We start from the raw sequence: 21,185 nt of genomic DNA on the forward strand, positions 1-21,185 counted from the left end.
GAGGCCGGCGGCGGGCGGCGGGCGGCGGGCGGCGGGCGGCGGGCGGCGGGCGGCGGGCGGCGGGCGGCGGGCGGCGGTCGGTTTTAGACGGCGATGGATGGGAGGGGGCGTGGGGTCGCGGGTGGGGGTGGGGTGTGCCATGCGGCGGCCAAGGACTCCAGGGTCGCTGTCAAGGTGGGGGGATCCGCGACGAACGGGAGGCGCAGGAAAGAGGTGCTGGCGCCGGAAGGGTCCAGGGAAGCTCCGGGGAGGACCGCGACGCCGTACCGCAAAGCTGTTTGGGCGTAGGAAGCGGCGTCGCCGTGCGGGAGACGGACCCAGAGTGTCTGGCCGCCGGCGGCCGGGGTGAAGGTCCAGGACGGGAGCAGGCGGCGCAGCTCGGAGCAGAGGTGGTCGTGCTGGGCGGCGAGGATCCGGACGCGTGTGGCGATCAGGGTGTCCAGGTCGGCGAGCAGAGAGATGGCGGCCAGTTGCTCCAGGACGCCGCTGCCCAGGTCGTGCACGGCCTTCAAGCGGGCCAGCCGGGCGATCAGCGGGGGCTGGGCGCGGACCCAGCCGACTCGCAGGCCGGCCCAGATCAACTTACTCAGGGAACCGACCGTGATCAGCTCATCGGCGCCGGGGGCGTAAGCAGCCATCGGTTCCTCGCGGCCGGTGCCGGAGAGACCGGTGCCGGACAGGTCGGCGGCGGACAGGTCGGCGGCGGACAGGTCGGCGGCGGGGGTGCGGGGGAAGGAGAGGTCGGCGAGGACGTCGTCGATCAGCAGCGGGACGCCGGACTCGCGGGACGCGGCCACGATCGCGCGCCGGTCGTCGGCCGGGAGGGTCTGGCCGGTCGGGTTGTGGCAGATCGGGATCAGGTAGGCGAGGGCGGGACGACGGCGGAGCGATGACGCGTACGCCTCGGCGGGAACCGGGCGCAGAGCCGCCGCCGACTCGCGGAAGATCTCCAGGGCGCCGGGGTACGTCGGAGCCTGGAGCAGGACCTCGGCGCCGGGTGCGACGAGGGCCCGCGCCACCAGGGCGAGCGCCTGCTGGCCGCCGGTGGTGACCAGGATCTGGTCGGGCGTGGTCGGCACCCCGCGCGCGGTGTAGCGATCCGCGAGCGCGACGCGAAGCCGGGGGTGGCCGGCCGGGTGATAGCCGAGATCGGGTCCGGTCATGGTGTCCACGGCCGTACGCAAAGCGGTTCGCACCTCGACGGGAGCGGCGGTCGGGCCCGCGCAGGCGAACTGGGCGACCCGGTCGGGGGGATCGAGCAGGTTCAGGAAGACCGGGCTGATCGGGGGATCGGACTTCGAGGGCTGATCGGAACCGGCCACCCAGGTGCCGCTCCCCTGCCGCCGGATCAGCCGGCCCTCCTGGCGGAGCAGGTCGTAGGCGGCCACCACCGTGGTCCGGCCGGCGGAGAGCCCGGCGGCGAGCGCCCGGTCGGTGGGCAGGCCGGTGCCGGGCGGGAGCTCGCCGTCGTCGATCAGGGCTCTCAGCCGGCCGGCGAGCAGCAGGTAGAGCGGGCCGCGCCCGGCCGACCAGCGGCCCAGGCGCGCGGCCAGCTCGACCGGGGTGATCGGACTCATCAACGAACCAATATAGGACCCTCCTCCGTACGCCGGGCGAACCCCGCACCCACCGCGGCCAGCACGCACAGCAGGGCGCACATCAGCCAGACCGCCACGTACGCGCTCTCCCTCGGCGTCTCGCCGTCCCCCAGTACGACCGCCGCCAGGATCGCCGCGACCACGCCACCGGCGACCGCACCGCCGAGCGTCTTGACGTTGTTGTAGAGCGCCGTCGTGATCCCTGTCCGCGATGGTTCAGCGGTCTCGGCGATCACCGTGGGCATGGCACCGAGCGCGAGGCCGCCGGCCAGCCCGATCGGCAGCTTCGCCGCGAGCAGTTGCCAGATCTCGGCGTGGAAGAACGCCGTGGAGACGAACCCGAGCCCGATCACCGCGAACGCCACCATCAGCGTCCGGCGGTAGCCGAATCGGCCGGCGATCAGCGCGGTGCAGGCCGAGCCGATCACCGCGGTCACCGCCGCCGGCAGCGCGACCAGCGAGATCTGCAGCGCGGTGAACCCGAAGCCGTAGCCGGTGTCGGCGCGGTCGGCGGCGAGGAAGGTCGAGTCCGGCGACTGGCTGCCGAAGTAGACGATGCCGAAGGCGAACGAGCACCCGAAGAACGGCGCCACGTGCCGGCCGGCGAGTGCCCGCAGATCGACCAGCGGCTCGGCGGTGTGCAGCTCCAGCACCACCCACGCGGCAAAGCCGAACAGACCGAGAACGGTCAGAGCCACGCCGATCGCCGCCGCCGTGCCGAGCAGCGACAGCCCGGCCAGCAGCGCCATCATCGTGGCGCTCAGCAGGATCGTTCCGGGTAGGTCCAGCCTCCCGGTCGCCAGACTCGTGCTTTCCGGTACGGCCAGGAACGACACCGGAACACACGCCACCGCGAGCAGCGCCGGGACCAGCAGGGTGAGCCGGGCATCCCCGATGACCTGGTGCAACCCGGCGGTGAGGACGCCACCGAGCAGCCCGCCCAGGGTCAGCGCCCCGACCAGCCGGGCGATCGCCGCACGGGCCAGGCCGACCGGGAGCCGGTCGCGGACCAGCGCGATCTCCAACGGCAGCAGCGCCGCCAGTGGCCCGATCAGCAGGCGCCCGGCGAGCAGCACGGTGAGGTTCGGGGCGAGCGCGCTCAGCACCGAACCGATCGCCACGGCGGCCAGCGCGATCCGCAGCATCCGGCGGTGACCGTGCAGGTCGCCGAGGCGCCCGAAGGCCGGCACCGAGACCGCGGCGGCCAGCAGCTGCACCGAGATCACCCAGTTCAGGTGGGCGTCCGAGATGCCCATCTCGCTGCCCAGGTCGGGCAGCAGCGGCGAGATGCCGCCCTGGATGAATCCGCTGGTCAGCTCGAAGAGGACGAGCAGGCCGACGACCGTGCCGACCCTGACCGGGCTCTTCTCCCCGATCTCCGTCATCCCTCGGCCTTCCGGAGCCGGTTCGCGGCCAGCGACGCGAGCACCACGGAGGCGGCCAGCACCGAACGGTCGTCGAAGACCGCCTGCGGCGCGTGGTTCATCGGTGCGGTGTCCGGGTCGGTGCCGGGCGGGACCGCGCCGACCATCAGGTACGCCCCGGGCACCCGGTCCAGCACGAACGAGAAGTCCTCGGCGCCGGCCACCGGGCGGGGCGCCTCGAACGCACCCTGCTCGCCGACGATCTGCCGTGCGGTCTCCAGTGCGAACGCCGCCTCGGCCGGGTCGTTGACGGTGACCGGGTAGTTCGCCTCGTAGTCGATCTCCACCTGGACGCCGTGCGCGTCGGCGACGCCCTGGACGACCCGCTTCACCCCGGCCTGGATCGCCTGGTGGGTGGCGGGCGAGAAGGTCCGCACGGTGGCCTGGAACGTGCCGCTCTCCGGGATCACGTTGAAGGCCGTGCCGGCGTGGATCGAGCCGACGCTGAGCACCGCGGGATCGAAGGCGTCCGCCGTACGCGTGACCATGGTCTGTAGAGCGGTGACCATCTCGCAGAGAGCGGGCACCGGGTCCACGGCCAGGTGGGGCGAGGACCCGTGGCCGCCCCTACCGGTCACCGTGACGGTCACCGAGTCGGAGGCGGCCAGAATCGTGCCGGGCTTGGTGGCGATCGCACCGAGCGGCAGGACGGCGGAGGCCACGTGGATGGCGTACGCGGCGATCACCCGCTCGCCGGCCGCGTCGAGCACACCCTCCTCGATCATCACCTTGGCGCCGCGCTGACCCTCCTCACCCGGCTGGAACATGAAGACCACGTCCCCGGCCAGCGCCTCGCGCCGCCCGGCGAGCAGGTGCGCGGCGCCGACCAGCGCACTGGTGTGGACGTCGTGCCCGCAGGCGTGCATGGCGCCGGGGATCTCGGAGGCGAAGGCGACCCCGCTCTCCTCCCGCACCGGCAGGGCGTCCATGTCGCCGCGCAGCAGCACGGCCGGTCCGGGGCGGCCACCGCGGAGCACCGCGGTCACCGAGCTGAGCGCCGTACCGCAGGTGACCTCCAGGGGCAGGCCGTCCAGGGCGGCCAGCACCTTGGCCTGGGTCAACGGCAGCTCCAGGCCCAGCTCGGGCTCACGGTGCAGCGCGTGCCGCAGGCTGATCAGGCGGTCGGCGAGAGGAAGAGCGTCGAGGGAGGAGAACATGGTCGGTATGGTCGCCAGAATGAGCGTTACGACCGGCAGATTGCAGGAATCCGCCGCAGATGGACGCTGACTTACCGGAAAGTGTCACCCTCGACGAGCTGGACTACCAGCTGGTCACCGCCCTGCAGCTGGCGCCCCGCGGCGACTGGCAGCGGATCGGCGCCGCCCTCGGCGTGGACGCCTCCACCGTGGCCCGCCGCTGGGGACGGCTCCGGCGCTCCGGGCTCGCCTGGCTCAGCTGCCTGCCCGCGCAGATGGCGATCCCCTCCGCGGTGCTCGCGGTGATCGAGGTCGACTGCGTCGCCGGGCGGCTGCCCGAGGTGGCCGCCGGGCTGGCCGACGACGCCAACATCGTCACCCTCGAACACGTCACCGGCTCCCGCGACCTGCTGATCCAGGCCGCGTTCACCGACCACGCGCAGCTCGCGCGATACCTCAGTTTCCGGCTCGGGATGCTGCGCGGGGTGGCGGCGTCGCGGACGCAGATCGCGGTCACCGTGCACATCGAGGGCAGCCGGTGGCGGCTGGACCGGCTGAGCGAGCCGTCCCGGAAGCTGCTCACCGAGGGACGACCGGTCGCCACCGGGAGCCCCCGGCCGTTCGGGGCCGAGGATCTGCGCATCATGCACGCGCTCAGCGACGACCCGCGGCAGTCCGCCGTACGCATCGCGGAACGCACCGGTCTGAGCCCGACCACCGTGCGCCGCCGTCTGGAACGGCTCGACACGGACCGGTCGATCGTCTACCGCGCCGAGGTGGCCCGGTACGTCTCCGGCTTCCCGATCTCGGTCTCGCTCTGGGGCACGCTGCCACCCGGGGAGACCGGCCGGGTGGTCGGCCGGCTGAGCGGGATGCGGGAGACCCGGTTCTGCGCCAGCCTCTCCGGCCCGGCGAACCTACTGCTCGTGGTCTGGCTGCGATCGGTGCAGGAGATCGCGGCGTTCGAGGCCCGGCTCGGCGCCCAGTTGCCGGAGCTGACCGTCATCGACCGGTCGATCGCGCTCTGGGTGATGAAGCTCGGCGGCCACCTGCTGGATCCGCTCGGCCGGAACCTGCGCACCGTGCCGCTCGACTTCTGGGACGACCCGGTGTCCGACGCTGCCGAAGGCGAGCTTTTGGCGCGCCTCCGGCAGGCCGGCGGCTGACCGCCCCTACTCGGCCAGCCCGGTCCTCATCACCCTAAAACGGTGAACGCCTGATCACCATCGGTCGGCTGATCGAAAGTTCAGGAGTTTCCCCCTAGCTCTGCGGTACTAGGGGATTTCTCCCGCTACGGGGGGGGACGAGGACACCCCGGCCCGCTCCCTACCCTCCTTCCACATCGGAGGGGAGGACGGCGATGAGCCGAGTGTGGATCACAATCGGACTGGCACCGCTGGTCCCGGCGTTCTGGCTGTTCGGGCCGACCACGGCGGTGGTACGTCCACCGGCGCGGGCGGCCGAGTGGCGGGCCGGCCCCGGCGCCCGCCGGATCCGGAGACGCCGACGTCTCGGGGGTGGATCTGGCGCCGGGGTATTCACCGGGAGCGGCGTGAGCGCCTACCCCGCGACCAGGCGCAACGGCGCCGACTCGCGCAGCGCCTCCCCCGTCGCCTGATCGGCCGGCAGGTAGACCACCAACCGGATCCCGTCGTCGTCGGCCAGGTCCAGCGTCTCGTACGACAACCGCAGCACGCCCACCCCCGGCTGCTCCCATCGCACCGACCCGTGCGCCCGGGGCAGCCCCGGCAGTCTCGCCACCCGCTCGCGGAAGACCTCCCCGGCGAGCACCGTCAGCTCCTCCGCCAGACCGAGCCGGGCCGGGTCGGAGTGGAACGGCCCGTGTTTGAGTGCCGACACCTGCTCGTCCGCCACGTGCTCCCAGTCCGGGTACGCCGCCCGGGCCCGCGGATCGGTGAAGACGTACCGGATCAGATTCGGCCGTACGCCGTCGAGCAGCCCGATCGGCGCGGCCAGCCGCCGGAAGCCGCTGGTGTACGCCAGCAGCTCACCGAGCGGGTTGATCAGCACCGCGGCGGCGGGTTCCAGCCGGTCCAGCACCGCGTGCAGCATCGGCCGTACCGTCCGGGCCGGTGGCGCGGCCGCCAGGCTCCGGCAGGCGAAGCCGTTCGCGGCCTTCGACAGCTTGTACAGGTGGGTGCGCTCGGCCGGGGTGAGCCGCAGCGGCCCGGCGAGCGCGGCCAGCACCTCGGGCGACGGGTGGCGGTCGCGGCCCTGTTCGAGCCGGATCAGGTACTCCACGCTCACCCCGGCGAGCATCGCGACCTCGGCACGGCGCAGTCCGGGGGTACGCCGCCGACCGCCCGCGGGGAGCCCGGCCTCGGCCGGGGTGACCGCTTCGCGCCGGTTCCGCAGGAAGAGCCCCAGCTCGTTGTCGCTCACCCCTCGACGGTAGCCCCGGCGGTCCTCCGACGGGTGTCCCCGCGCTGGCGGGCGGCCTCGTACAGGACGACCGTGCCGGCCGCGGACGCGTTCAGGGAGCTGGCGGCACCGCCGATCGGGATGCGCAGCGTCCGGTCGGCGGCCTCGCGCCAGGCGTTGCTCAGTCCTCGGGTCTCGTTGCCGATCGCCACGATCGCCGGGCCGGTCAGGTCGCAGGCCGGCAGCTCGACGTCACCGTCCTCGTCGGTGCCGAGCACCTCGACCTCGACACCCTTGTCACGTACGGCCGTCGCCCACTCCAGGACCTCGCGGTGGCTGGGCGCCACGACCACCGGCAGCGCGAAGAGCGAACCGGTGCTGGCACGGACCGCCTTGGGGTCGTACGGGTCGGCCGCGTGACCGGTGATGATCAGGCCGGAGGCGCCGAACGCGTCCGCCGAGCGGGCCAGCGCGCCGACGTTGGCGGGCGAGGCCGGCCGGTCGAAGACCACGGTCAGCATGTCCGGCGTGACCGGGATCCGGCCCAGGTCGTCGGCGGGGATGCCGACCACGGCGAGCAGTTCCGGCGTCTCCTCGTCCTTGCCGCCGAGCTCGCCCATCAGTTCGGCGGTGAGCAGGAACCGCGGCGCCTGATCGGTCAGCTCCAGCAGGTCCCGCCCCCACGAGGAGAGCCGCTGGCCGTCGGACTGCAGCATGGCGTGTATCGACCAGCCGTGCTCCACCGCGAGCGTGATCGGGCGTACGCCCTGAACCACGAACTCACCGGCACGGTGCCGTTTGGTCCGGTTGGCGAGGAGAGCCTGCCACTGCTGAAAGGTCGCGTTGCGGGTGGTGATCCGCCGGGTTCTGGACATCGTTCCCCAGAATACGGCTGGGATGGGTTATCTTGCCTCACCCCCTGTGGCATGGAAGATCATTTCTGTGTCCGGATTCGGCGAGAAAGGACACCATTAGTGGCCCGATTCTTCAGGTCGGCCCTGCTGCTGGCCACCACCACGGTGGCGGCCGGTGTGCTGGCAGTGCCCGGTGCCGCGTTCGCGGCCGACACCACGACCGATCTGAGCGCGACCGAGATGGCCGCGGCGTTCAAGACCATCGCCGGCACGACCACGACCGTCGCCGCCAAGGGCTGGGCGGGAACCGCGAAGGTCAAGTCGTCCGAGGGGACCGGCACCGGCGCGTTCGTCACCGACCCGGTGACCGGCCGGGCCTCCGTCGTCTCGGTCTTCGACGGTGTGACCGAGACCGACTACGGGGTCGCCAAGAAGGGCACCTACGAGACGATCAGCACGGCCAAGCAGAAGGCCGCGCTCAAGATGATCAAGCGGACCTCGGTGCGGTTCGTCTTCAAGCCGAAGTCCACGCTGAAGCTGAGCACCTGGCTCGAGGATTACAGCGCCCCGCCGACCATGCTCCTCGACTTCGGCACCGCGGCGGGCACCAGGACCGTCCACGACGACGGCACGGTGACCTACAAGTTCGAGGACGAGGACGAGTTCATCGTCAACGTCACCACGAACACCGCCGGCGCGGTGAGCTCCGCCCTGCTGGCCTACGACCCGTACGCCCGGGTCACCTACTCGTACACGTACGGGAAGCAGACGGTCGCGCTGCCCTCGTCGGCCAAGACGATCAGCCAAGCCGACCTGAAGAAGGCACTCGCCTACGTCTACCTGGCGTCCGACGTCAAGAAGCTGGCCAAGACCAGCGCCGCCGACGTCAAGGACGTGGCGAACGGGCACACCGTGAAGGTGGCCACGCTGCGCAAGGTGGTCCGCCGGCACGTGACCTCGTTCAACACGTCGGCCGGGCTGACCGTGGTCGCCGTGACCAACGTCAGCGGCGGCATCAAGATCAGCGCGAAGAACCCGTACACCGGGCTGAAGGTGGCATACACCATCAAGGCCTCCGGTAAGAAGGTCGTCGTCAAGAAGATCTGATCCGCGGACAACCTTTCTGGGGCGAACGGCAACTGGTCGGGTGCGATCCCCCCGTTCGCTCCAGAAAGGCACATCCCCGATGAGATCTCGTCTCCGCAAGTGGCTGCTGGTCGCCGTGACCGGCACCGTCGCCGCCACGGCCAGCGTGTACGGCTTCGAGATGGCCGACGCCGCGACGTACCCGAACCCCGGCTCGGTCACCGGCTCGACCGCCGCGCACGACCCGACGATCGTGAAGAAGAGCGACGGGACCTACCTGCTGGCCGCCACGGGTGACGGCATCACGCTCAAGACCTCGTCGAACCGGACGGCCTTCGCCGACGCGGGCAAGGCGTTCCCGAACGGGACCTCGTGGGCCGACGCGTACACCGGGGGCAGCGCGACCCTCTGGGCGCCGGACATCTCGTACCACGGCGGCAAATACCTCATGTACTACGCCGCGTCGACGTTCGGCTCGAACAAGTCGGCGATCTTCATGGCGTCCAGTACCACCGGCGCGGCCGGCACCTGGACCAACTACGGCAAGGTGCTGGAGTCGACCACCAGCGACGACTACAACGCGATCGACCCGAACCTGACCGTCACCGCGTCCGGCGAGTGGTATCTGACCTTCGGCTCGTTCTGGACCGGCATCAAGATGGTCAAGCTGAACGCGAGCACCGGCAAGCCGGCGAACAGCACGGTCTACGACATCGCGGAGCGGTTCACCAACAGCAAGTCGGTCGAGGCGCCGTACATCTTCTACCACTCCGGGTACTACTACCTGTTCATGGCGTTCGACCTGTGCTGCAAGGGCGCGTCGAGCACGTACCGGACCATGGTCGCCCGCTCGACCAGCATCACCGGGCCGTACAAGGACCGGGCCGGCACGCTGACCACCGCGGGCGGCGGCACCGAGATCCTGGCGAGCCACGACAGTGTCTACGGCCCCGGTCACCCGGCGGTCTTCACCGACAGCGACGCCGACGTGCTGGTGTACCACTACTACACCGCCGCGGGCGACGCGAAGCTCGGCATCAACCTGCTCTCCTGGAGCTCCACCGGCTGGCCGACCGTCTACTGAGGTCCCCCTCCGCCTGGATGTCGGGCCCCGGCCGGTCACTCCGGCCGGGGCTCTTCCCTGTCAGCCGCAGCCCGGCAGGTCCCTCTTCTTCATGCGCTTACGGTACGAACCGGGGGCCGGACGGCGGTATACGTCGCTGAGCGCGCCGGCGGCCGCCACGATCAGGTATCCCTCGCGGGACGCCTCCTCCCGCGCGGCGGCGAAGCACGGACGTCTTGCCGGCCCCGGGCAGGCCGACGAGCAGCACGGACACGCCGGGCTCCCGGACCCGGTGCAGGATGCCTTCACGGCCCACGAGCACGCCGCCATGGTTGAGGACCCCGACACATCGGATCCCTTGTGGATAGAGTGACCGCGTTCCGTACGCGCCGCGTTCCGTACGCCATGTTCCGTACGCCGCGTTCCGTACCGCCGGGTTCCGTCGCTGCGAGGTGTCCGCCATGTCTGACAATCCCGACATCTCCGCGCTGAACACGTCGCGCCGGTACAACTACTGGGTCGGCGGCAAGGATCACACCAGCGCCGAGCGCGAGTCCACCGAGAGCATCGTGACCATACTGCCGAACATGATCGCCGCGGCGCGGGAGGGCCGCGAGGTGGTGATGCGGATCGTCCGGCACCTCGTCTCCGAGCACGGCATCGACCAGATCCTCGACATCGGCGCCGGGCAGCCGGTCGCGCCGAACGTGCACGAGGTGGCCCAGGCGATCGACCCGTCCTGCCGGGTGCTCTACGTGGACAACGATCCGCTCGTCGGCGTGCATCACCGCGGCACCACGATGAGCAGCGCCGAAGGACGGGCCGACTTCCTCCTGGGCGATCTTCGGGAGGTACCCGCGATCCTGGGCGACGACGGCCTGACGGCGACCCTCGACCCGAGCCGGCCGGTCGCCGTGCTGCTCGGCAGCGTCCTGCACCTGATCGGCGACGACCAGACGGCCCACGCCGCCGTCCGTGACCTGCGGGACGCGCTGGCGCCGGGCAGCCTCCTGGCCATCGTGCACGGCACCTTCGACACCCTGCCCGAGAAGACCCGGCAGCAGGTCGGCGAGCTGCTGGCCACCGGGCGGCACGGGGCGTACCGGGCACGGAGCCGCGACGAGATCCTGGCCTTCGTCGACGGCCTGCCCCTGGTGGAACCGGGCATCGTCTCCAGCGTGGAGTGGCACCCGGACCCGGCGAACCCGCCGCGGACCGGCGTCGCCGACGCGATGTGCTGGACGGTGGTGGCGCGGATCCCCGAAGATCCGAACTGAAATCACCCTCCGGCTACCGTTCGCGGCATTTTGCCGGAGCCCTTCTCCGCGTAAAGTAAATGGATGCCGACCGGTGACACCAGCGCCTTTCAGACCATCGCCATCATCGCGATCTCGGCGCTTTCGGCGTACTCCGGAGGACGATTTCATCAATGGTACAAGCACGGCCTCGACCGCGATCGATCATTTCGCGAGGGATACACCCACGGCTATCGCACGCTGTTCCCACTGGCCTCCCGCAGCATCCATCCGACCGAGTCGACGCCGGGCCCCTCGACGCCGGGCCCCTCGAGCCGGAACGAGGACCGGGCGGCCGAGCCGCGTCAGGGCTGACCCCGGACGGCATGCGGGTAAACGACACGTCGGCCCGAACACGGCGTCCGGCGGGCGCCGGGACGGCGCCCGCCCGTGTTCGGGCCGACGAGGCTGAAGCTGAAGCACACGATGCACGACAATGGAGACAGGGCGGCCACGGTCCCGGGGCGATCTGCTCACGATCACCGGAACCCCGCCCGCCCCGCCCAGTCACTGACAATCATCCGGGCCTTCTCGGTATGAACCCCTCCTCCCCCGGTCATCCGGTACCCCCATCGAGCCGAGCCGCCAAGCCGGCACAGTGCCCGGCGGCATCGACGTCCCGCAGACCACTCGGCGCTGAGCGGTCCGGGTACTGCTCATCAACGACCCGGACGACCACCCCCCTGGTTGCCGCTGGGCGCGCCGCCGTGCTGGCCACCGGAGCCACCACCCGACGGACCACCGCTCGTCGGGCCGCCGCCCGAGGGACCGTGCCCACCCGACGAACCACCACCCGCCGGGCCACCGCCCGAGGGACCGTGCCCACCCGACGAACCACCACTCGGGCCGTGGGGACCGGAGTTCTCCGGGCCGTGGGAACCACCCCGGCTCGGGCCGTGGTGGCCGGGACCGCTCGGGCCGTGGTGGCCGGGACCGCTCGGGCCGTGCGGACCCCGGTGGTCAGGGCCGCGGTGGTCGCGGACCCGGGGGTGCCACTTGTCGAAGCGGCTCGGGCCACGGTCGAAGTGGGCCGGAGCCGGGCGCCCCGGGGCGAACTGCCCCGGCCACACCGGGCGGTACTTGACCGGGAAGACACAGACCGCGCGCAGCGGGACCTCGAAGCCGAGACGATCCCAGTTGTCGATGCTGGCGACCTGCAGCGCCCACGAACCGGCCCGGGGACCGATCCGCACCGGGGTGCAGTCGTACTCGTCCCAGTAGCCGTCCGCCCGGCCGAAAAGGCCCGTCGCCTCGCAGCCCAGCGCGGTCCGGAAGTAACCGACGACCTGAATGCCGTCACGGAATTGCACCTGGGGAGAGGCCGGCTTCGCCGCCGAGGCCACACCGAAAGAGGCCGCCTGAGCCGGTCCGGCGCCGACAGCCAATGCGGCAAGCAAGCCGAGTCCCCCGACTGTCATCACGCGGGTGAGCTTTTTCATCGCGATTCCTTTCGTACGTTCCAAGGTGCCTTTCGCGATGGAAAACCCGTTTTCTCCGACGCCGGATGTCGAACCGGCGGACATTGCCGAAGACCGGATCGACCGTCCCGCGATGACCGTTCGGCGGACCTTTTCGGTAGGTCCCCGGGAGCGGCATTCACCACGCCGTCGCGGGCCACGGGGCGTGGCATTCATCGCGCCGTCACGGGGCCGCGGGACGCACCGGACCGGCGACAATGGAGGAATCTTGCGCTGAGTCACCACCCGACCACTCTCCCGATGTCCTACGAACGGGCGGTTACGGTCACCCGGTCACCTGACACACCGCAACATGCGGACAACCCTGGGTATCCGAAGCGACGACGAACGCCTGGCCACACGTCGGCCGGACCCCGTCGGTTCTCCCTCGAAATAGTTCGCAGAAGGGTATTTCGGCACCTTGCCCCGGGGCCGGTTCACTGATATCGAGGTCGCCTCGGCGAATACATAGGCGCTCCTGATAAAGGCCTCCGCTTCTGGCAGCGTTATTGGCATGCCGAAAGCACGAAGACCGCCGGGCCGAGCTCTCGCTCTTCTCTTTTTGATCACCGTCTGTGACCCGGAGCGACGTCCGCGCATACCCCGGAACACGATCAGCAAACCCACGCCGAGCAGATGCGGCATGCACCGAGACATCTGACCGCGGGAACGGCCCGGGAAGGGGCCGGGGAACCCGACAGGGGACTAGAGCAAGGAATCAACTGGTGAAGAAGATCGACATCTCTCTCCCCGTCCGGTGGCGGGCGGCGTACCGTGCCGCACTCGCGCTCCTGGACGGTGAGCAGCCGTACAGCGACCCCTCCGACCCCATCGCCCGCGCTCGGGTGCAACGGGCGCGCACCGATACCCGGCGATGGATCCGGACGCAGAAGGAGCTCGCGTCCACCGGCGAGCTCTCCCCTGTCCAGAAGTTCTTCGTCGCCCAGATCCCGGACAACTGGCGCGAGATCGACCTACGCCGCCGGCGCCATCATCGGCCGTCGCGCGAGTGACGCCGGTACGTCGGCGATCGATGAGAACAGCGCCGGTGCCACGATCGTCCGTGGCACCGGCGCTGTTCTCATCGATCCGGCTCAGTCCCGGTCGAAGAAGCCGACCGGCCCGCCGGGCATCGCCGCCTCGAACTCCAGCACGTCCGTGACCCGGGGCTCCTCGGACCAGAGCGCGCGCAACTGGTTCTGCAGGAACGAGGTGATCCGCTGCCGGTACTCCTGGTCGAAGGCGGCCAGCGCCTCGATCTGCGACTGCAGCGCCTGGCGTTTGATCGTCAGGCCCCCGACGGTGTCCTCGTAGTGCCGCTGCGCCTGCAGCGCCACGTGCTCGGCACGGTCGTTGCCCTCGGACACGATCCGCTCGGCCTCGCGGCGCGCGTCGGCCAGCACCCGGTCGGCCTCGGCCCGGATCTCCGCGGCGTACGAGCGCGCGTCGTCGTGGATCCGCCGCGCGTGCGTGTCCGCCGCGGCCAGGTGGTCGTCGGCGGTCCGTTGCGCCAGCGCGAGCAGCTGGAGCGCCCCGGCGGGCAGCACCCGGGTCTCCTCGTCCGGGCCCGCCTCCGGTCCCCGTTCCGGCTCCGGCAGCGCCGCCACGAGGGACGGGCCGCCGGCCTCCTCGGCGTACGGCAGCACCTCCGGCTCGGCCTCGATCGTCATCGTCACGCCCCCTCACCGATCCGGCCACTGTGGTAGATCGCGCCGGTCGCGGGCTCCGCGAACGGCACGGGACGGCGCCGGATCCGCCGTCCGCGACGGCAGAGCGTGAGCAGGGCGGCGCACTTGACCGGCACGGCGAACAGCAGGCCGAAGACCGCCTCCGCGGGGATGAGCAACAGCCACGACCACGAACCGCGGCGCCGGTACGTCTCCGGCCGTTCGAGCAGGTAGAGGCCGGTCGTCGCGTACCGCGCCATCAGGTGCAGCGCGGCGTAGGCGGCCACCGGTCGCCACCACGGGCCGCCCTGTCCACCGAGGACAGCGGCGAGAGCGACGAGGAGGCATCCGATCGCCGGTGACTCGGCGAGCGACCGGGCCAGGCCGAGCACACGGGGCAGCGTCCACCGGCCCATGTCGGCGAGGACCGGCGACGACGTCCACCACGCGGTCGACCAGCGCAGCCACTGCCGGTAGGTGGTCGCGGCACCGGCCGGCTCCCGGATCCAGGTGACCGCCTCCCGCACACCGGCGACCCCGCCGTGGCGTGCGGCGTACACGGAGAGCGAGTGGGCCGCGCCGTCCGGACCGCAGGCGAGGCGGCGGTCGCGGTACTCGAAGGCCACGTCCGCCCGGCAGAGCACCGGCACACCCGGGATGACCTCCGGCGTACCCCGCGACGGCCGGTTGGCCCGCCGGCCGAAGGACGCGCCGAGGTGCAGGTCCACGATGCGGGTGAGCAGGCGCTCCCGGTCGTTGCGGACGGTCACCGTCCCGGTGGTCGCCGTCACCTCGGGCAGCGAGAACGCCCTGAGCTGGTACTCCACCGCGCGTTCGTCGAGCACCGCGTCGCCGTCCAGGGTCAGGACGAAGTCCCAGTCACCGCGGCCGAGGCGGGCCAGCACGTAGGCCTCGGCGGCCCGTCTGCCGCCGTACGCCTTGCGGTGCCAGCGGACCCGGGGGTGCGGGAACGGCTGCGCGGGCCGGGACGTCGACCCGTCGTCGACCACGTGCACCTGATCGACGACCACACCGCGCTGGTTGAGGATCGACCAGACACACGCGTGCAGGTCCTCGCCCTCCGGCTCGCGAGCCGACACGATCGCCACGATCCGGCCGGGCGCCGCGGGGTGGCGGAGGAACCGGGAGCTGGTGTGCACCGCGTGGAACCGCCAGAGCAGCACCCCGGTCCCGGTGATCCAGCCGGCGAGCAGCAGCGGATCGGTGATCGCTCCGCAGACATACCCGGTCACGACGGCCAGGGCGAGGATGCCGCCCCCGATGAGCACCGCGCGGACCAGCCAGAGGTCCCGCCGGGCGGGTGGCCCGAGCGGCGAACCGTGCTGGGCGGGCTGGTCGTAACCCGCCGTACAGGCCTGTTGAAGCATGTGCGGAGAACCTCCCTGGAAAGTCCCACCCATCGCGCGCGGCGGGTCTCGCTTCGAATAGTGGTGAAACGACCAAAAGAAGCAAATCGACTTTGTCCCGTACGCGTGAAAGAAGGCCTTTTCCACGCGTTCAGGCATCGTCGTGTGGCCCCGCCGAGCCCTCCACCGACGAATCCCCTCGGCCGAAAGGACGACGGCGGCATTCCGTGCGGCCGAGCGCATTCGTCGGCCGCCCGCGAGCAATGCCGCCGTTGGGATTAATGCGGACGGTCGGACATCCCCGGAAGTCGGCGAGGACAACGATGCTTACCGCTGAATGCGCACGTAACCCTCCGACCGTTGTCGATGGTGAGCCGCGCGACCACCGCGCCGGGCGGCCCACCCGACCACGTCCAGGAAACTGGATCCGGAGCGCACAGGGAGCCGAGCCGTGCGAGAAGCAGACCTGACTCACGGCGAGCGCTGGCGGCCGCTCGCCCAGCACCTCGCCGCCCTGTTCGCGGTCCCGGGCGACAGCGACCGGGAACTGGTCCGGACGGCGATGGCCGCCGCGCTCGACGCCGAGCGCCGGCTCGGCCCGCGCCGGGCGGACGTGGTCCTACTGATCATTCCGGCGGTCACCCGGGCCCTGCGGCGCCATCGGCGGGCGGCGATCCGGCGCGGGCCGGGCGGCACCCCCCGGACAGCCCTCCGGCTGGCGATCACGGCGGCCGAGATCGAGCTGTCCCGGAGTCTGCGGCGCTCCCCCACCGTCGCCGAGGTCGCGGCGCACCTGGATGTGGCACAGCACCAGATCGTCGCCGGGCTCGAGGCCGGCTGGCCGGTCGGCCCGGACGCGGTGGCCATTCCGGTGACGTGAGGCGCTCCGCGGCGCCCTACGGACACCCTCCGCCGATCGGCCAGACACCGGCGGTCCTTTTCCTGTCGGCAGTGCACCCGGGGCTGACAACCCACGTCGCCGAATGCGAGTTTGTCGTCTCACATGAAGCGTTCGTAAAACGCTCGCGGCCACCCTCTGAAACGGTTCTCGAACTCCGCTTGGAATGAATCGGTGGCCGAACAGCTCCGAACCATTCACAAAGAGACGGGAAATCATTGTGACCGCCACCGAGATCGTCGTCCTGTATTTCCTGTGCACCCTGATGCCGGCGACCATCAGCTCGTACATCGGCGGCCGGGTGCACCAGCGGCGGCGCGAGGACGACCAGCGCCGGGCCGCGTTCCGCGAGGGCTTCCTCCGCGCCTCGACCCTTCTGGCCGTACCCGGCGGCCGCGAGACGCGCCACGCGGACCTGTTCCGGAGCCACTGGTAATCCGTACGCACGCCGAGCAGGAAGATCATGACAGCACCTGGTAACAACATCCTGTATTTCGCGCTCACCCTGAGCGTCTTCGTATCCAGCGGCTACGCGGTCGGGCGAATCCATCAATGGCACCGGCACGGCCTGGAACGCGACGAGGCGTATCGCACCGGATACGACAAGGCCTCCCGATCGATCATCGGCATGATGCACGGACAGGGCCCGGCCGGTCCGGGCACCGCCGCCCCCGAGTTCGCCGGTCTCTCCCGCACCTGCCGCACCACCGGGCACTCCGTCAACCAGCGGCAGATCTATCCGGTCCAACATGGAGTGGAGAGACCTACCACGCGGGCATCGGAGGGCCGGTCGTGAAGCGCTCCCGGTACGTCGAGACCCTGGCGCCGGGACACCGGAGACGCCGGAGGCGGCCGCTCCGGGTGGCCCCGGTGGCGGACAATCGTTCCATGTACTTGATCAGGGAGCGATTCTTCGCGATCGGCGACGACTTCGACGTGCTCGACGAGAACGGCGACAAGGTCTACCGGGTCGACGGCAAGGCGTTCAGTCTCCGGGACAAGCTCGTCATCGAGGACCGGAACGGCGACGAGGTGGCGACGGTGCACCGGCACCTGATCGCGCTGCGGCCGACGTACGAGGTACGGATCGGCGGTGAGGAGGCCGCCGAGGTACGGAAGAACCTGTTCACCCCGTTCCGGGACAAGTTCACCATCGACGTGCCCGGCTCGGACGACCTGACGATGAAGGGCGACCTGCTGGACCACGAGTACGTGATCGAGCAGGACGGCGACGAGGTGGCCTCGGTCTCCAAGCGCTGGCTCACCGTACGGGACACGTACGCCGTACAGATCAAGGACGGGATCGACCCGCTGCTGATCATCTGCAGCGTGCTCGCCCTCGACCTGGCCATGGAGCGGGCGGCCGAGAAGCACGACAGGGAACAGCGCGACCGCGACGAGGACTGAGTCACAATTCTTGGCCTCGGGCCGGTCACGGCCGATGAGAGCTCCACCCCCACAGGAGGTCTCATGTCCGCCGAGCGCACCGAGGCTCACACCGTCGAGTGGTGGCAGCAGTTCGAGACCGCGTCCGACCGGTTCGACGAGGCGATCCTCACGACCGGTCTGACCGAACTGCTGCTGCCCAAGATCACATCACAGTTGCTGCAGCGCGAGGCCGACATCGCCGCCGACATCGCCATCCTCTTCCGCAACAAGCGGAGCAGCGAGGGCCTGCGCGACCGTTTCGACGGCGCCCGCAACCGCCTGCGCGAGACGATCGGCCGTCTCGAGGAGCGCGGCGTCGACCCGGCCACGCTGGTCGAGGCCCTCGCCGTCTCCTGGGTCCTGGACGGCGAGTACTCCCGCGCCGCCGCCGAGATCGAGCCCCGCGTCGGCGCGGTCGTGCTGCTCCGCATCTTCGTCTCCGCGCTGCGCGTCTCGCACCTCGACGTCAACGTCACCGCCCAGCTCCTGAACGCCGGCCGCACCCCCGCCGAGTCGATCTACGCCGGGAAGATCGTCGGCAAGTACGGCTACTGGCCCGACTGGCTCCGCGAGCTGGTCGTCGAGCACGCCCAGGCCGGCACCCTGACCACCGAGTTCGTCGCCGCGCTGGACCTGTGCGCGTTCGCCACGCTGCGCTCCACCCAGGCCCGGATGGCCCGCCAGCTGCTGCGCCGGGAGCCGGCCGCGATCGCCACGGCGGCCCGCACCCTGGAGACGATCGGCGAGCCGGACATCGCCGCCCGCCTGCGCGAGGGCGACATGGGAGCGGTGGCCTTCGCGGCGCGTTTCGCCTCCGTCTGACCCCTCCGGCGTACGCCCGCAGTCGCATTGCGGTGTGTGAATACGCTGGTGACATGGCGGATGGTCCGGTTCGGCTGTTCCGTAAGTCCTTCGACGAGAAGCTCTCCGCGGCCGGGCTGGCCTGCTCGGTGTTCCTCGGCATCGGACTCGACCTGGTCGACTGGGCCGAGCCGGGGGAGGCCGTCCTGGTCGCGCTGACCGGGGCGACGCTGACCTTCGTGGTCGGTGCCGGGCTGCGCGCCGAACGCCGGGCGGAGCTGCGCGGCCTGGTGGAGGCGGCGCCACCGGTACGCGCCGAGCTGGAACGGGCGATACGGCTGGCCGGCGAGGTGGCCGAGCGCTATCCGCATCAGGCGCCGTCCGAGGAGTTGCGGCGCCGCTGCCGGCAGTTCACGGCGGACCTCGAGGAGCTCGCCGCGGGCCGGATCCACGCGTCCGGCGACGACGGCGGCCGGCTCGTGGCGCGTACCGGAAAATGCCGTAAAAGGATGCGGGCCGTCACCAACGTCGCGGCCTTCGGGCCGGGCTGGTGGCGGTCCCCGATCGGGCGGTCCTACTGGCAGGCGAACGTGGCGGCGATCGACCGCGGCGTCACCATCACCCGGGTCTTCATCACCGACGACGCCACCGACCCGGAGTTCACCGCGCTGCGCGGCATGCAGACCGCCGCGGGCGTGCGCACCCTGGTCGTCGACCGCGCCTCGGCCGGCCCCGACCTGCTGGTCAACCTCGTCATCTGGGACGAGAGACAGGCCTGGCAGTCGGAGATGGACCCGTTCGGCAACATCAAGAAACAGGTCTTCCACCACGATTCCCGTACGATCGCCCGCCTGCGCACCATCGCCGACTCCCTCGAGTCGAAGGCCATCGGGTGACGATCGTCTCCGCGCTGCTCATCGCGGCCGTCGTCCTCGCCGTCCGCCTCGTCTCCTCGGTACGCCTCAAGGCCGCCGTCTACAGCCTCCCGATCCCGATGACCCTGGCCCTGCTCGGCTCCGGCGGTCACGTCGACGCCCGGCACCTGCTCGGCGTCGTCCTGCTGGTGCTCTTCTTCGTGACGGTCGGCACGCTGTACCGGCGCGGCGTACCCATCCTGCTCGCCGACGGGCTCGGGGTCGCCGCCTACCTGCTGGTCGCCTGGCCGTTGACCGCCCTCGACCGGCTGCCGTTCCTGCCCGTCCTGGCCGCGGTGGTCCTTCTGTGGACGATCGCCGCCGCCCGCCGCCCACCGGGACTGCGCGCGGCACCGGAGCGGCTGGGTCCACTCTCGGTGCTGCTGGTGGTGGGTGCGGCCCTGCTGACGGCACCGCTGGGCGGCGCGCTCCAGGGTTTCGTCGTGACGTTCCCGTACTCGGGCGTCCTCGTGGTGGTCGAGACACGCCGGTCGCTGGCCGCGTTCACCCGCCAGTTCGCCCGCGCCGCCCTGGCCCTGGTGGCCTTCCTGGCGGCCTTCCACTATGTCCAGCCGTACGGGACGGGGTGGGCCCTGGCGGCGGCCTGGACCACCCACCTGACCATCACCGCCGCCCTGCTCCTGACCCCCGCCCGATACCCTTCGGCGCATCGATGAATGGGGTACATCCGTGAGCTCAGTCGTGCAGCACATCACCTTCGATTGCGTCGGCGACCCGTACGACCTGGCATCGTTCTGGAGCATCGTCACCGGCAACCCGCTGGCCGACGACGACGAGCCGGGAGATCCGGAGGCGTCGGTCCGGACACCCGAGGGCACCGGCCCGATCCTGCTCTTCGTCCGGGTACCCGAGCCGAAGACGGTGAAGAACCGCGTACACCTCGACGTCAAGCCCACCGACCGTACCCGCGACGAGGAGGTCGAGCGCCTGCTCGCCGCCGGCGCCCGCCTGGTCGCGGACAAGCGCAGGAGCGACGGCTCCGGCTGGGTGGTCCTCGCCGACCCGGAGGACAACGAGCTCTGCGTCGAACGCTCCGACAGCGAACGCACCGGCACCCGGCCACCGGTCGGCTGAGCGGGGCGCTCTGATCTTCCGCACCGACCCTCCGTCGGCTCCACCGAGTCGGCAGGTCAGCCGCCCTCCCACGTCTCGGTCGCCGGGTTCGGCCCGCGCGTCTCCCATCAGGAGCTGCACGGCATACGGGTACTCGTGTGCTCGTACACATGACGGCGAAACCCGGTGCCGTACGCCCCTCTCGACACCCAGGTGAAGCCGGACCGGGATGGTCACCGATACGGTCTTGCTCGACGACGCACGCCGCGACGGGAGGACGAAAGTTGACAACACCGGTCAAGGTCCCTGTCGGAATCGCGGCGCGGCACTGGCGAACCCGTCACACCAGCGCAACGGTCCTCCTCGTCGCGCACAACATCACGACACTGAATCGACTCGCGGACATCGCTGGGCTATTCGACGGCGACCTCGACATTCAAATTGTCGCGACATCCAGCTTTTCCGATCCGTTCAGCGCCGGGATCCTAGAGACGATCCGCGAATGGGGTCTCGTATTCGTCCCATGGGAGCAGGCGATCCAGATCGAATTCGACCTGATCGTGGCCGCCAGCCATCACGGTTCACTAACCGACCTCAGTGGGCCGATTGTCATACTTTCCCATGGCATTGGTTATACTAAATATTCGCCGGGAGCCGGGAGCCGGGAGCCGGGAGCCGGGAGCCGGGAGCCGGGAGCCGGGAGCCGGGAGCCGGGAGCCGGGAGCCGGGAGCCGGGAGCCG

At 70.8% G+C, this 21,185-nt stretch carries 23 protein-coding genes; 15 read left to right on the plus strand and 8 right to left on the minus strand.

Annotated elements, in window-relative coordinates; all coding sequences use genetic code 11:
- Positions 1 to 83 precede the first annotated feature (83 nt).
- Genes AB0M08_RS44580 through AB0M08_RS44590 form a run of 3 tightly spaced genes read right to left on the minus strand, consistent with a single transcriptional unit; the run spans position 84 to position 4,179 of the window.
- On the minus strand, positions 84 to 1,577 hold the full coding sequence (locus AB0M08_RS44580; RefSeq protein ID WP_364507524.1) for a PLP-dependent aminotransferase family protein: 1,494 nt from the start codon (positions 1,575 to 1,577) through the stop codon (positions 84 to 86).
- Positions 1,577 to 2,983 carry an MFS transporter gene (locus tag AB0M08_RS44585; RefSeq protein WP_364507527.1) on the minus strand — a complete coding sequence of 469 codons (1,407 nt, stop codon included), beginning with the start codon at positions 2,981 to 2,983 and terminating at the stop codon, positions 1,577 to 1,579. The genes AB0M08_RS44580 and AB0M08_RS44585 overlap by 1 nt, the downstream gene beginning before the upstream one ends.
- Positions 2,980 to 4,179: a M20 family metallopeptidase gene (locus AB0M08_RS44590; RefSeq protein WP_364507530.1), complete on the minus strand. Its 1,200-nt coding sequence runs from the start codon at positions 4,177 to 4,179 to the stop codon at positions 2,980 to 2,982. The genes AB0M08_RS44585 and AB0M08_RS44590 overlap by 4 nt, the downstream gene beginning before the upstream one ends.
- A gap of 59 nt (positions 4,180 to 4,238) precedes the next feature.
- Here AB0M08_RS44590 and AB0M08_RS44595 point away from each other — a divergent pair, with 59 nt between their 5' ends.
- The gene (locus AB0M08_RS44595; RefSeq protein ID WP_364507533.1) at positions 4,239 to 5,324 is read left to right on the plus strand and encodes an Lrp/AsnC family transcriptional regulator; all 1,086 of its coding nucleotides are present in this window, start codon (positions 4,239 to 4,241) and stop codon (positions 5,322 to 5,324) included.
- Between the two features lie 394 nt (positions 5,325 to 5,718).
- Here the strand turns inward: AB0M08_RS44595 and AB0M08_RS44600 are convergent, their stop codons facing one another.
- The gene (locus AB0M08_RS44600; RefSeq protein WP_364507536.1) at positions 5,719 to 6,561 is read right to left on the minus strand and encodes a helix-turn-helix transcriptional regulator; all 843 of its coding nucleotides are present in this window, start codon (positions 6,559 to 6,561) and stop codon (positions 5,719 to 5,721) included.
- Positions 6,558 to 7,415, minus strand: a complete 858-nt coding sequence (locus AB0M08_RS44605; RefSeq protein WP_364507539.1) for a TrmH family RNA methyltransferase — start codon at positions 7,413 to 7,415, stop codon at positions 6,558 to 6,560. Before AB0M08_RS44605 ends, AB0M08_RS44600 begins: the two co-directional genes overlap by 4 nt.
- 99 nt (positions 7,416 to 7,514) lie before the next feature.
- Between AB0M08_RS44605 and AB0M08_RS44610 the strand changes: the two genes are divergently transcribed.
- The 4 genes from AB0M08_RS44610 to AB0M08_RS44625 all read left to right on the plus strand — a co-directional run bounded on the left by AB0M08_RS44610 (position 7,515) and on the right by AB0M08_RS44625 (position 11,153).
- The gene (locus AB0M08_RS44610) at positions 7,515 to 8,501 is read left to right on the plus strand and encodes a hypothetical protein (RefSeq protein ID WP_364507542.1); all 987 of its coding nucleotides are present in this window, start codon (positions 7,515 to 7,517) and stop codon (positions 8,499 to 8,501) included.
- A 79-nt stretch (positions 8,502 to 8,580) separates the two neighbouring features.
- Positions 8,581 to 9,564, plus strand: coding sequence for an arabinan endo-1,5-alpha-L-arabinosidase (locus AB0M08_RS44615; protein ID WP_364507545.1), 984 nt, complete (start codon positions 8,581 to 8,583; stop codon positions 9,562 to 9,564).
- A 440-nt stretch (positions 9,565 to 10,004) separates the two neighbouring features.
- Entirely contained in the window at positions 10,005 to 10,820 is an 816-nt protein-coding gene (locus tag AB0M08_RS44620) for an SAM-dependent methyltransferase (protein ID WP_364507548.1), read from the plus strand.
- Positions 10,821 to 10,883: 63 nt separating this feature from the next.
- Positions 10,884 to 11,153, plus strand: a complete 270-nt coding sequence (locus AB0M08_RS44625; protein WP_364507551.1) for a hypothetical protein — start codon at positions 10,884 to 10,886, stop codon at positions 11,151 to 11,153.
- A gap of 344 nt (positions 11,154 to 11,497) precedes the next feature.
- Here the strand turns inward: AB0M08_RS44625 and AB0M08_RS44630 are convergent, their stop codons facing one another.
- Positions 11,498 to 12,148 (minus strand): hypothetical protein, encoded by a 651-nt coding sequence (locus AB0M08_RS44630; RefSeq protein ID WP_364507554.1) that lies wholly within the window; start codon positions 12,146 to 12,148, stop codon positions 11,498 to 11,500.
- An 872-nt stretch (positions 12,149 to 13,020) separates the two neighbouring features.
- Between AB0M08_RS44630 and AB0M08_RS44635 the strand changes: the two genes are divergently transcribed.
- Positions 13,021 to 13,308, plus strand: a complete 288-nt coding sequence (locus AB0M08_RS44635; protein ID WP_364507557.1) for a hypothetical protein — start codon at positions 13,021 to 13,023, stop codon at positions 13,306 to 13,308.
- Between the two features lie 81 nt (positions 13,309 to 13,389).
- On the opposite strand, the gene AB0M08_RS44640 is transcribed toward AB0M08_RS44635, so the two are convergent.
- The gene (locus AB0M08_RS44640; protein WP_364507560.1) at positions 13,390 to 13,971 is read right to left on the minus strand and encodes a hypothetical protein; all 582 of its coding nucleotides are present in this window, start codon (positions 13,969 to 13,971) and stop codon (positions 13,390 to 13,392) included.
- Positions 13,968 to 15,350, minus strand: coding sequence for a glycosyltransferase family 2 protein (locus tag AB0M08_RS44645; RefSeq protein ID WP_364507563.1), 1,383 nt, complete (start codon positions 15,348 to 15,350; stop codon positions 13,968 to 13,970). The genes AB0M08_RS44640 and AB0M08_RS44645 overlap by 4 nt, the downstream gene beginning before the upstream one ends.
- A 430-nt stretch (positions 15,351 to 15,780) precedes the next feature.
- Between AB0M08_RS44645 and AB0M08_RS44650 the strand changes: the two genes are divergently transcribed.
- From AB0M08_RS44650 to AB0M08_RS44690, 9 genes are all read left to right on the plus strand, one after another.
- Positions 15,781 to 16,209, plus strand: a complete 429-nt coding sequence (locus AB0M08_RS44650) for a hypothetical protein (protein ID WP_364507566.1) — start codon at positions 15,781 to 15,783, stop codon at positions 16,207 to 16,209.
- Positions 16,210 to 16,447: 238 nt separating this feature from the next.
- The gene (locus AB0M08_RS44655; RefSeq protein ID WP_364507568.1) at positions 16,448 to 16,663 is read left to right on the plus strand and encodes a hypothetical protein; all 216 of its coding nucleotides are present in this window, start codon (positions 16,448 to 16,450) and stop codon (positions 16,661 to 16,663) included.
- A 27-nt stretch (positions 16,664 to 16,690) separates the two neighbouring features.
- Positions 16,691 to 17,023 carry a hypothetical protein gene (locus AB0M08_RS44660; RefSeq protein WP_364507570.1) on the plus strand — a complete coding sequence of 111 codons (333 nt, stop codon included), beginning with the start codon at positions 16,691 to 16,693 and terminating at the stop codon, positions 17,021 to 17,023.
- Between the two features lie 92 nt (positions 17,024 to 17,115).
- Complete coding sequence (locus tag AB0M08_RS44665; RefSeq protein ID WP_364507572.1) at positions 17,116 to 17,634, plus strand: LURP-one-related family protein; 519 nt, start codon at positions 17,116 to 17,118, stop codon at positions 17,632 to 17,634.
- A 63-nt stretch (positions 17,635 to 17,697) separates the two neighbouring features.
- Positions 17,698 to 18,477, plus strand: coding sequence for a hypothetical protein (locus AB0M08_RS44670; protein ID WP_364507575.1), 780 nt, complete (start codon positions 17,698 to 17,700; stop codon positions 18,475 to 18,477).
- Positions 18,478 to 18,530: 53 nt separating this feature from the next.
- Positions 18,531 to 19,352: a hypothetical protein gene (locus AB0M08_RS44675; RefSeq protein WP_364507578.1), complete on the plus strand. Its 822-nt coding sequence runs from the start codon at positions 18,531 to 18,533 to the stop codon at positions 19,350 to 19,352.
- Positions 19,349 to 20,047, plus strand: coding sequence for a hypothetical protein (locus AB0M08_RS44680; protein ID WP_364507580.1), 699 nt, complete (start codon positions 19,349 to 19,351; stop codon positions 20,045 to 20,047). The genes AB0M08_RS44675 and AB0M08_RS44680 overlap by 4 nt, the downstream gene beginning before the upstream one ends.
- A gap of 13 nt (positions 20,048 to 20,060) precedes the next feature.
- Positions 20,061 to 20,465: a VOC family protein gene (locus AB0M08_RS44685; protein WP_364507582.1), complete on the plus strand. Its 405-nt coding sequence runs from the start codon at positions 20,061 to 20,063 to the stop codon at positions 20,463 to 20,465.
- A 263-nt stretch (positions 20,466 to 20,728) separates the two neighbouring features.
- On the plus strand, positions 20,729 to 21,185 hold a 457-nt coding region (locus AB0M08_RS44690), incomplete at its 3' end, for a hypothetical protein (RefSeq protein ID WP_364507585.1).

Source organism: Actinoplanes sp. NPDC051851, assembly GCF_040681165.1.
Classification (GTDB): Bacteria; Actinomycetota; Actinomycetes; order Mycobacteriales; family Micromonosporaceae; genus Actinoplanes.

Coding starts and splice junctions, on each gene's coding strand:
- AB0M08_RS44580 (WP_364507524.1), bottom strand. CDS start 1,577: ATGAGTCCGATCACCCCGGTCGAGCTGGCCGCGCGCCTGGGCCGCTGG.
- AB0M08_RS44585 (WP_364507527.1), bottom strand. CDS start 2,983: ATGACGGAGATCGGGGAGAAGAGCCCGGTCAGGGTCGGCACGGTCGTC.
- AB0M08_RS44590 (WP_364507530.1), bottom strand. CDS start 4,179: ATGTTCTCCTCCCTCGACGCTCTTCCTCTCGCCGACCGCCTGATCAGC.
- AB0M08_RS44595 (WP_364507533.1), top strand. CDS start 4,239: ATGGACGCTGACTTACCGGAAAGTGTCACCCTCGACGAGCTGGACTAC.
- AB0M08_RS44605 (WP_364507539.1), bottom strand. CDS start 7,415: ATGTCCAGAACCCGGCGGATCACCACCCGCAACGCGACCTTTCAGCAG.
- AB0M08_RS44615 (WP_364507545.1), top strand. CDS start 8,581: ATGAGATCTCGTCTCCGCAAGTGGCTGCTGGTCGCCGTGACCGGCACC.
- AB0M08_RS44620 (WP_364507548.1), top strand. CDS start 10,005: ATGTCTGACAATCCCGACATCTCCGCGCTGAACACGTCGCGCCGGTAC.
- AB0M08_RS44625 (WP_364507551.1), top strand. CDS start 10,884: ATGCCGACCGGTGACACCAGCGCCTTTCAGACCATCGCCATCATCGCG.
- AB0M08_RS44645 (WP_364507563.1), bottom strand. CDS start 15,350: ATGCTTCAACAGGCCTGTACGGCGGGTTACGACCAGCCCGCCCAGCAC.
- AB0M08_RS44660 (WP_364507570.1), top strand. CDS start 16,691: ATGACAGCACCTGGTAACAACATCCTGTATTTCGCGCTCACCCTGAGC.
- AB0M08_RS44665 (WP_364507572.1), top strand. CDS start 17,116: ATGTACTTGATCAGGGAGCGATTCTTCGCGATCGGCGACGACTTCGAC.
- AB0M08_RS44670 (WP_364507575.1), top strand. CDS start 17,698: ATGTCCGCCGAGCGCACCGAGGCTCACACCGTCGAGTGGTGGCAGCAG.
- AB0M08_RS44675 (WP_364507578.1), top strand. CDS start 18,531: ATGGCGGATGGTCCGGTTCGGCTGTTCCGTAAGTCCTTCGACGAGAAG.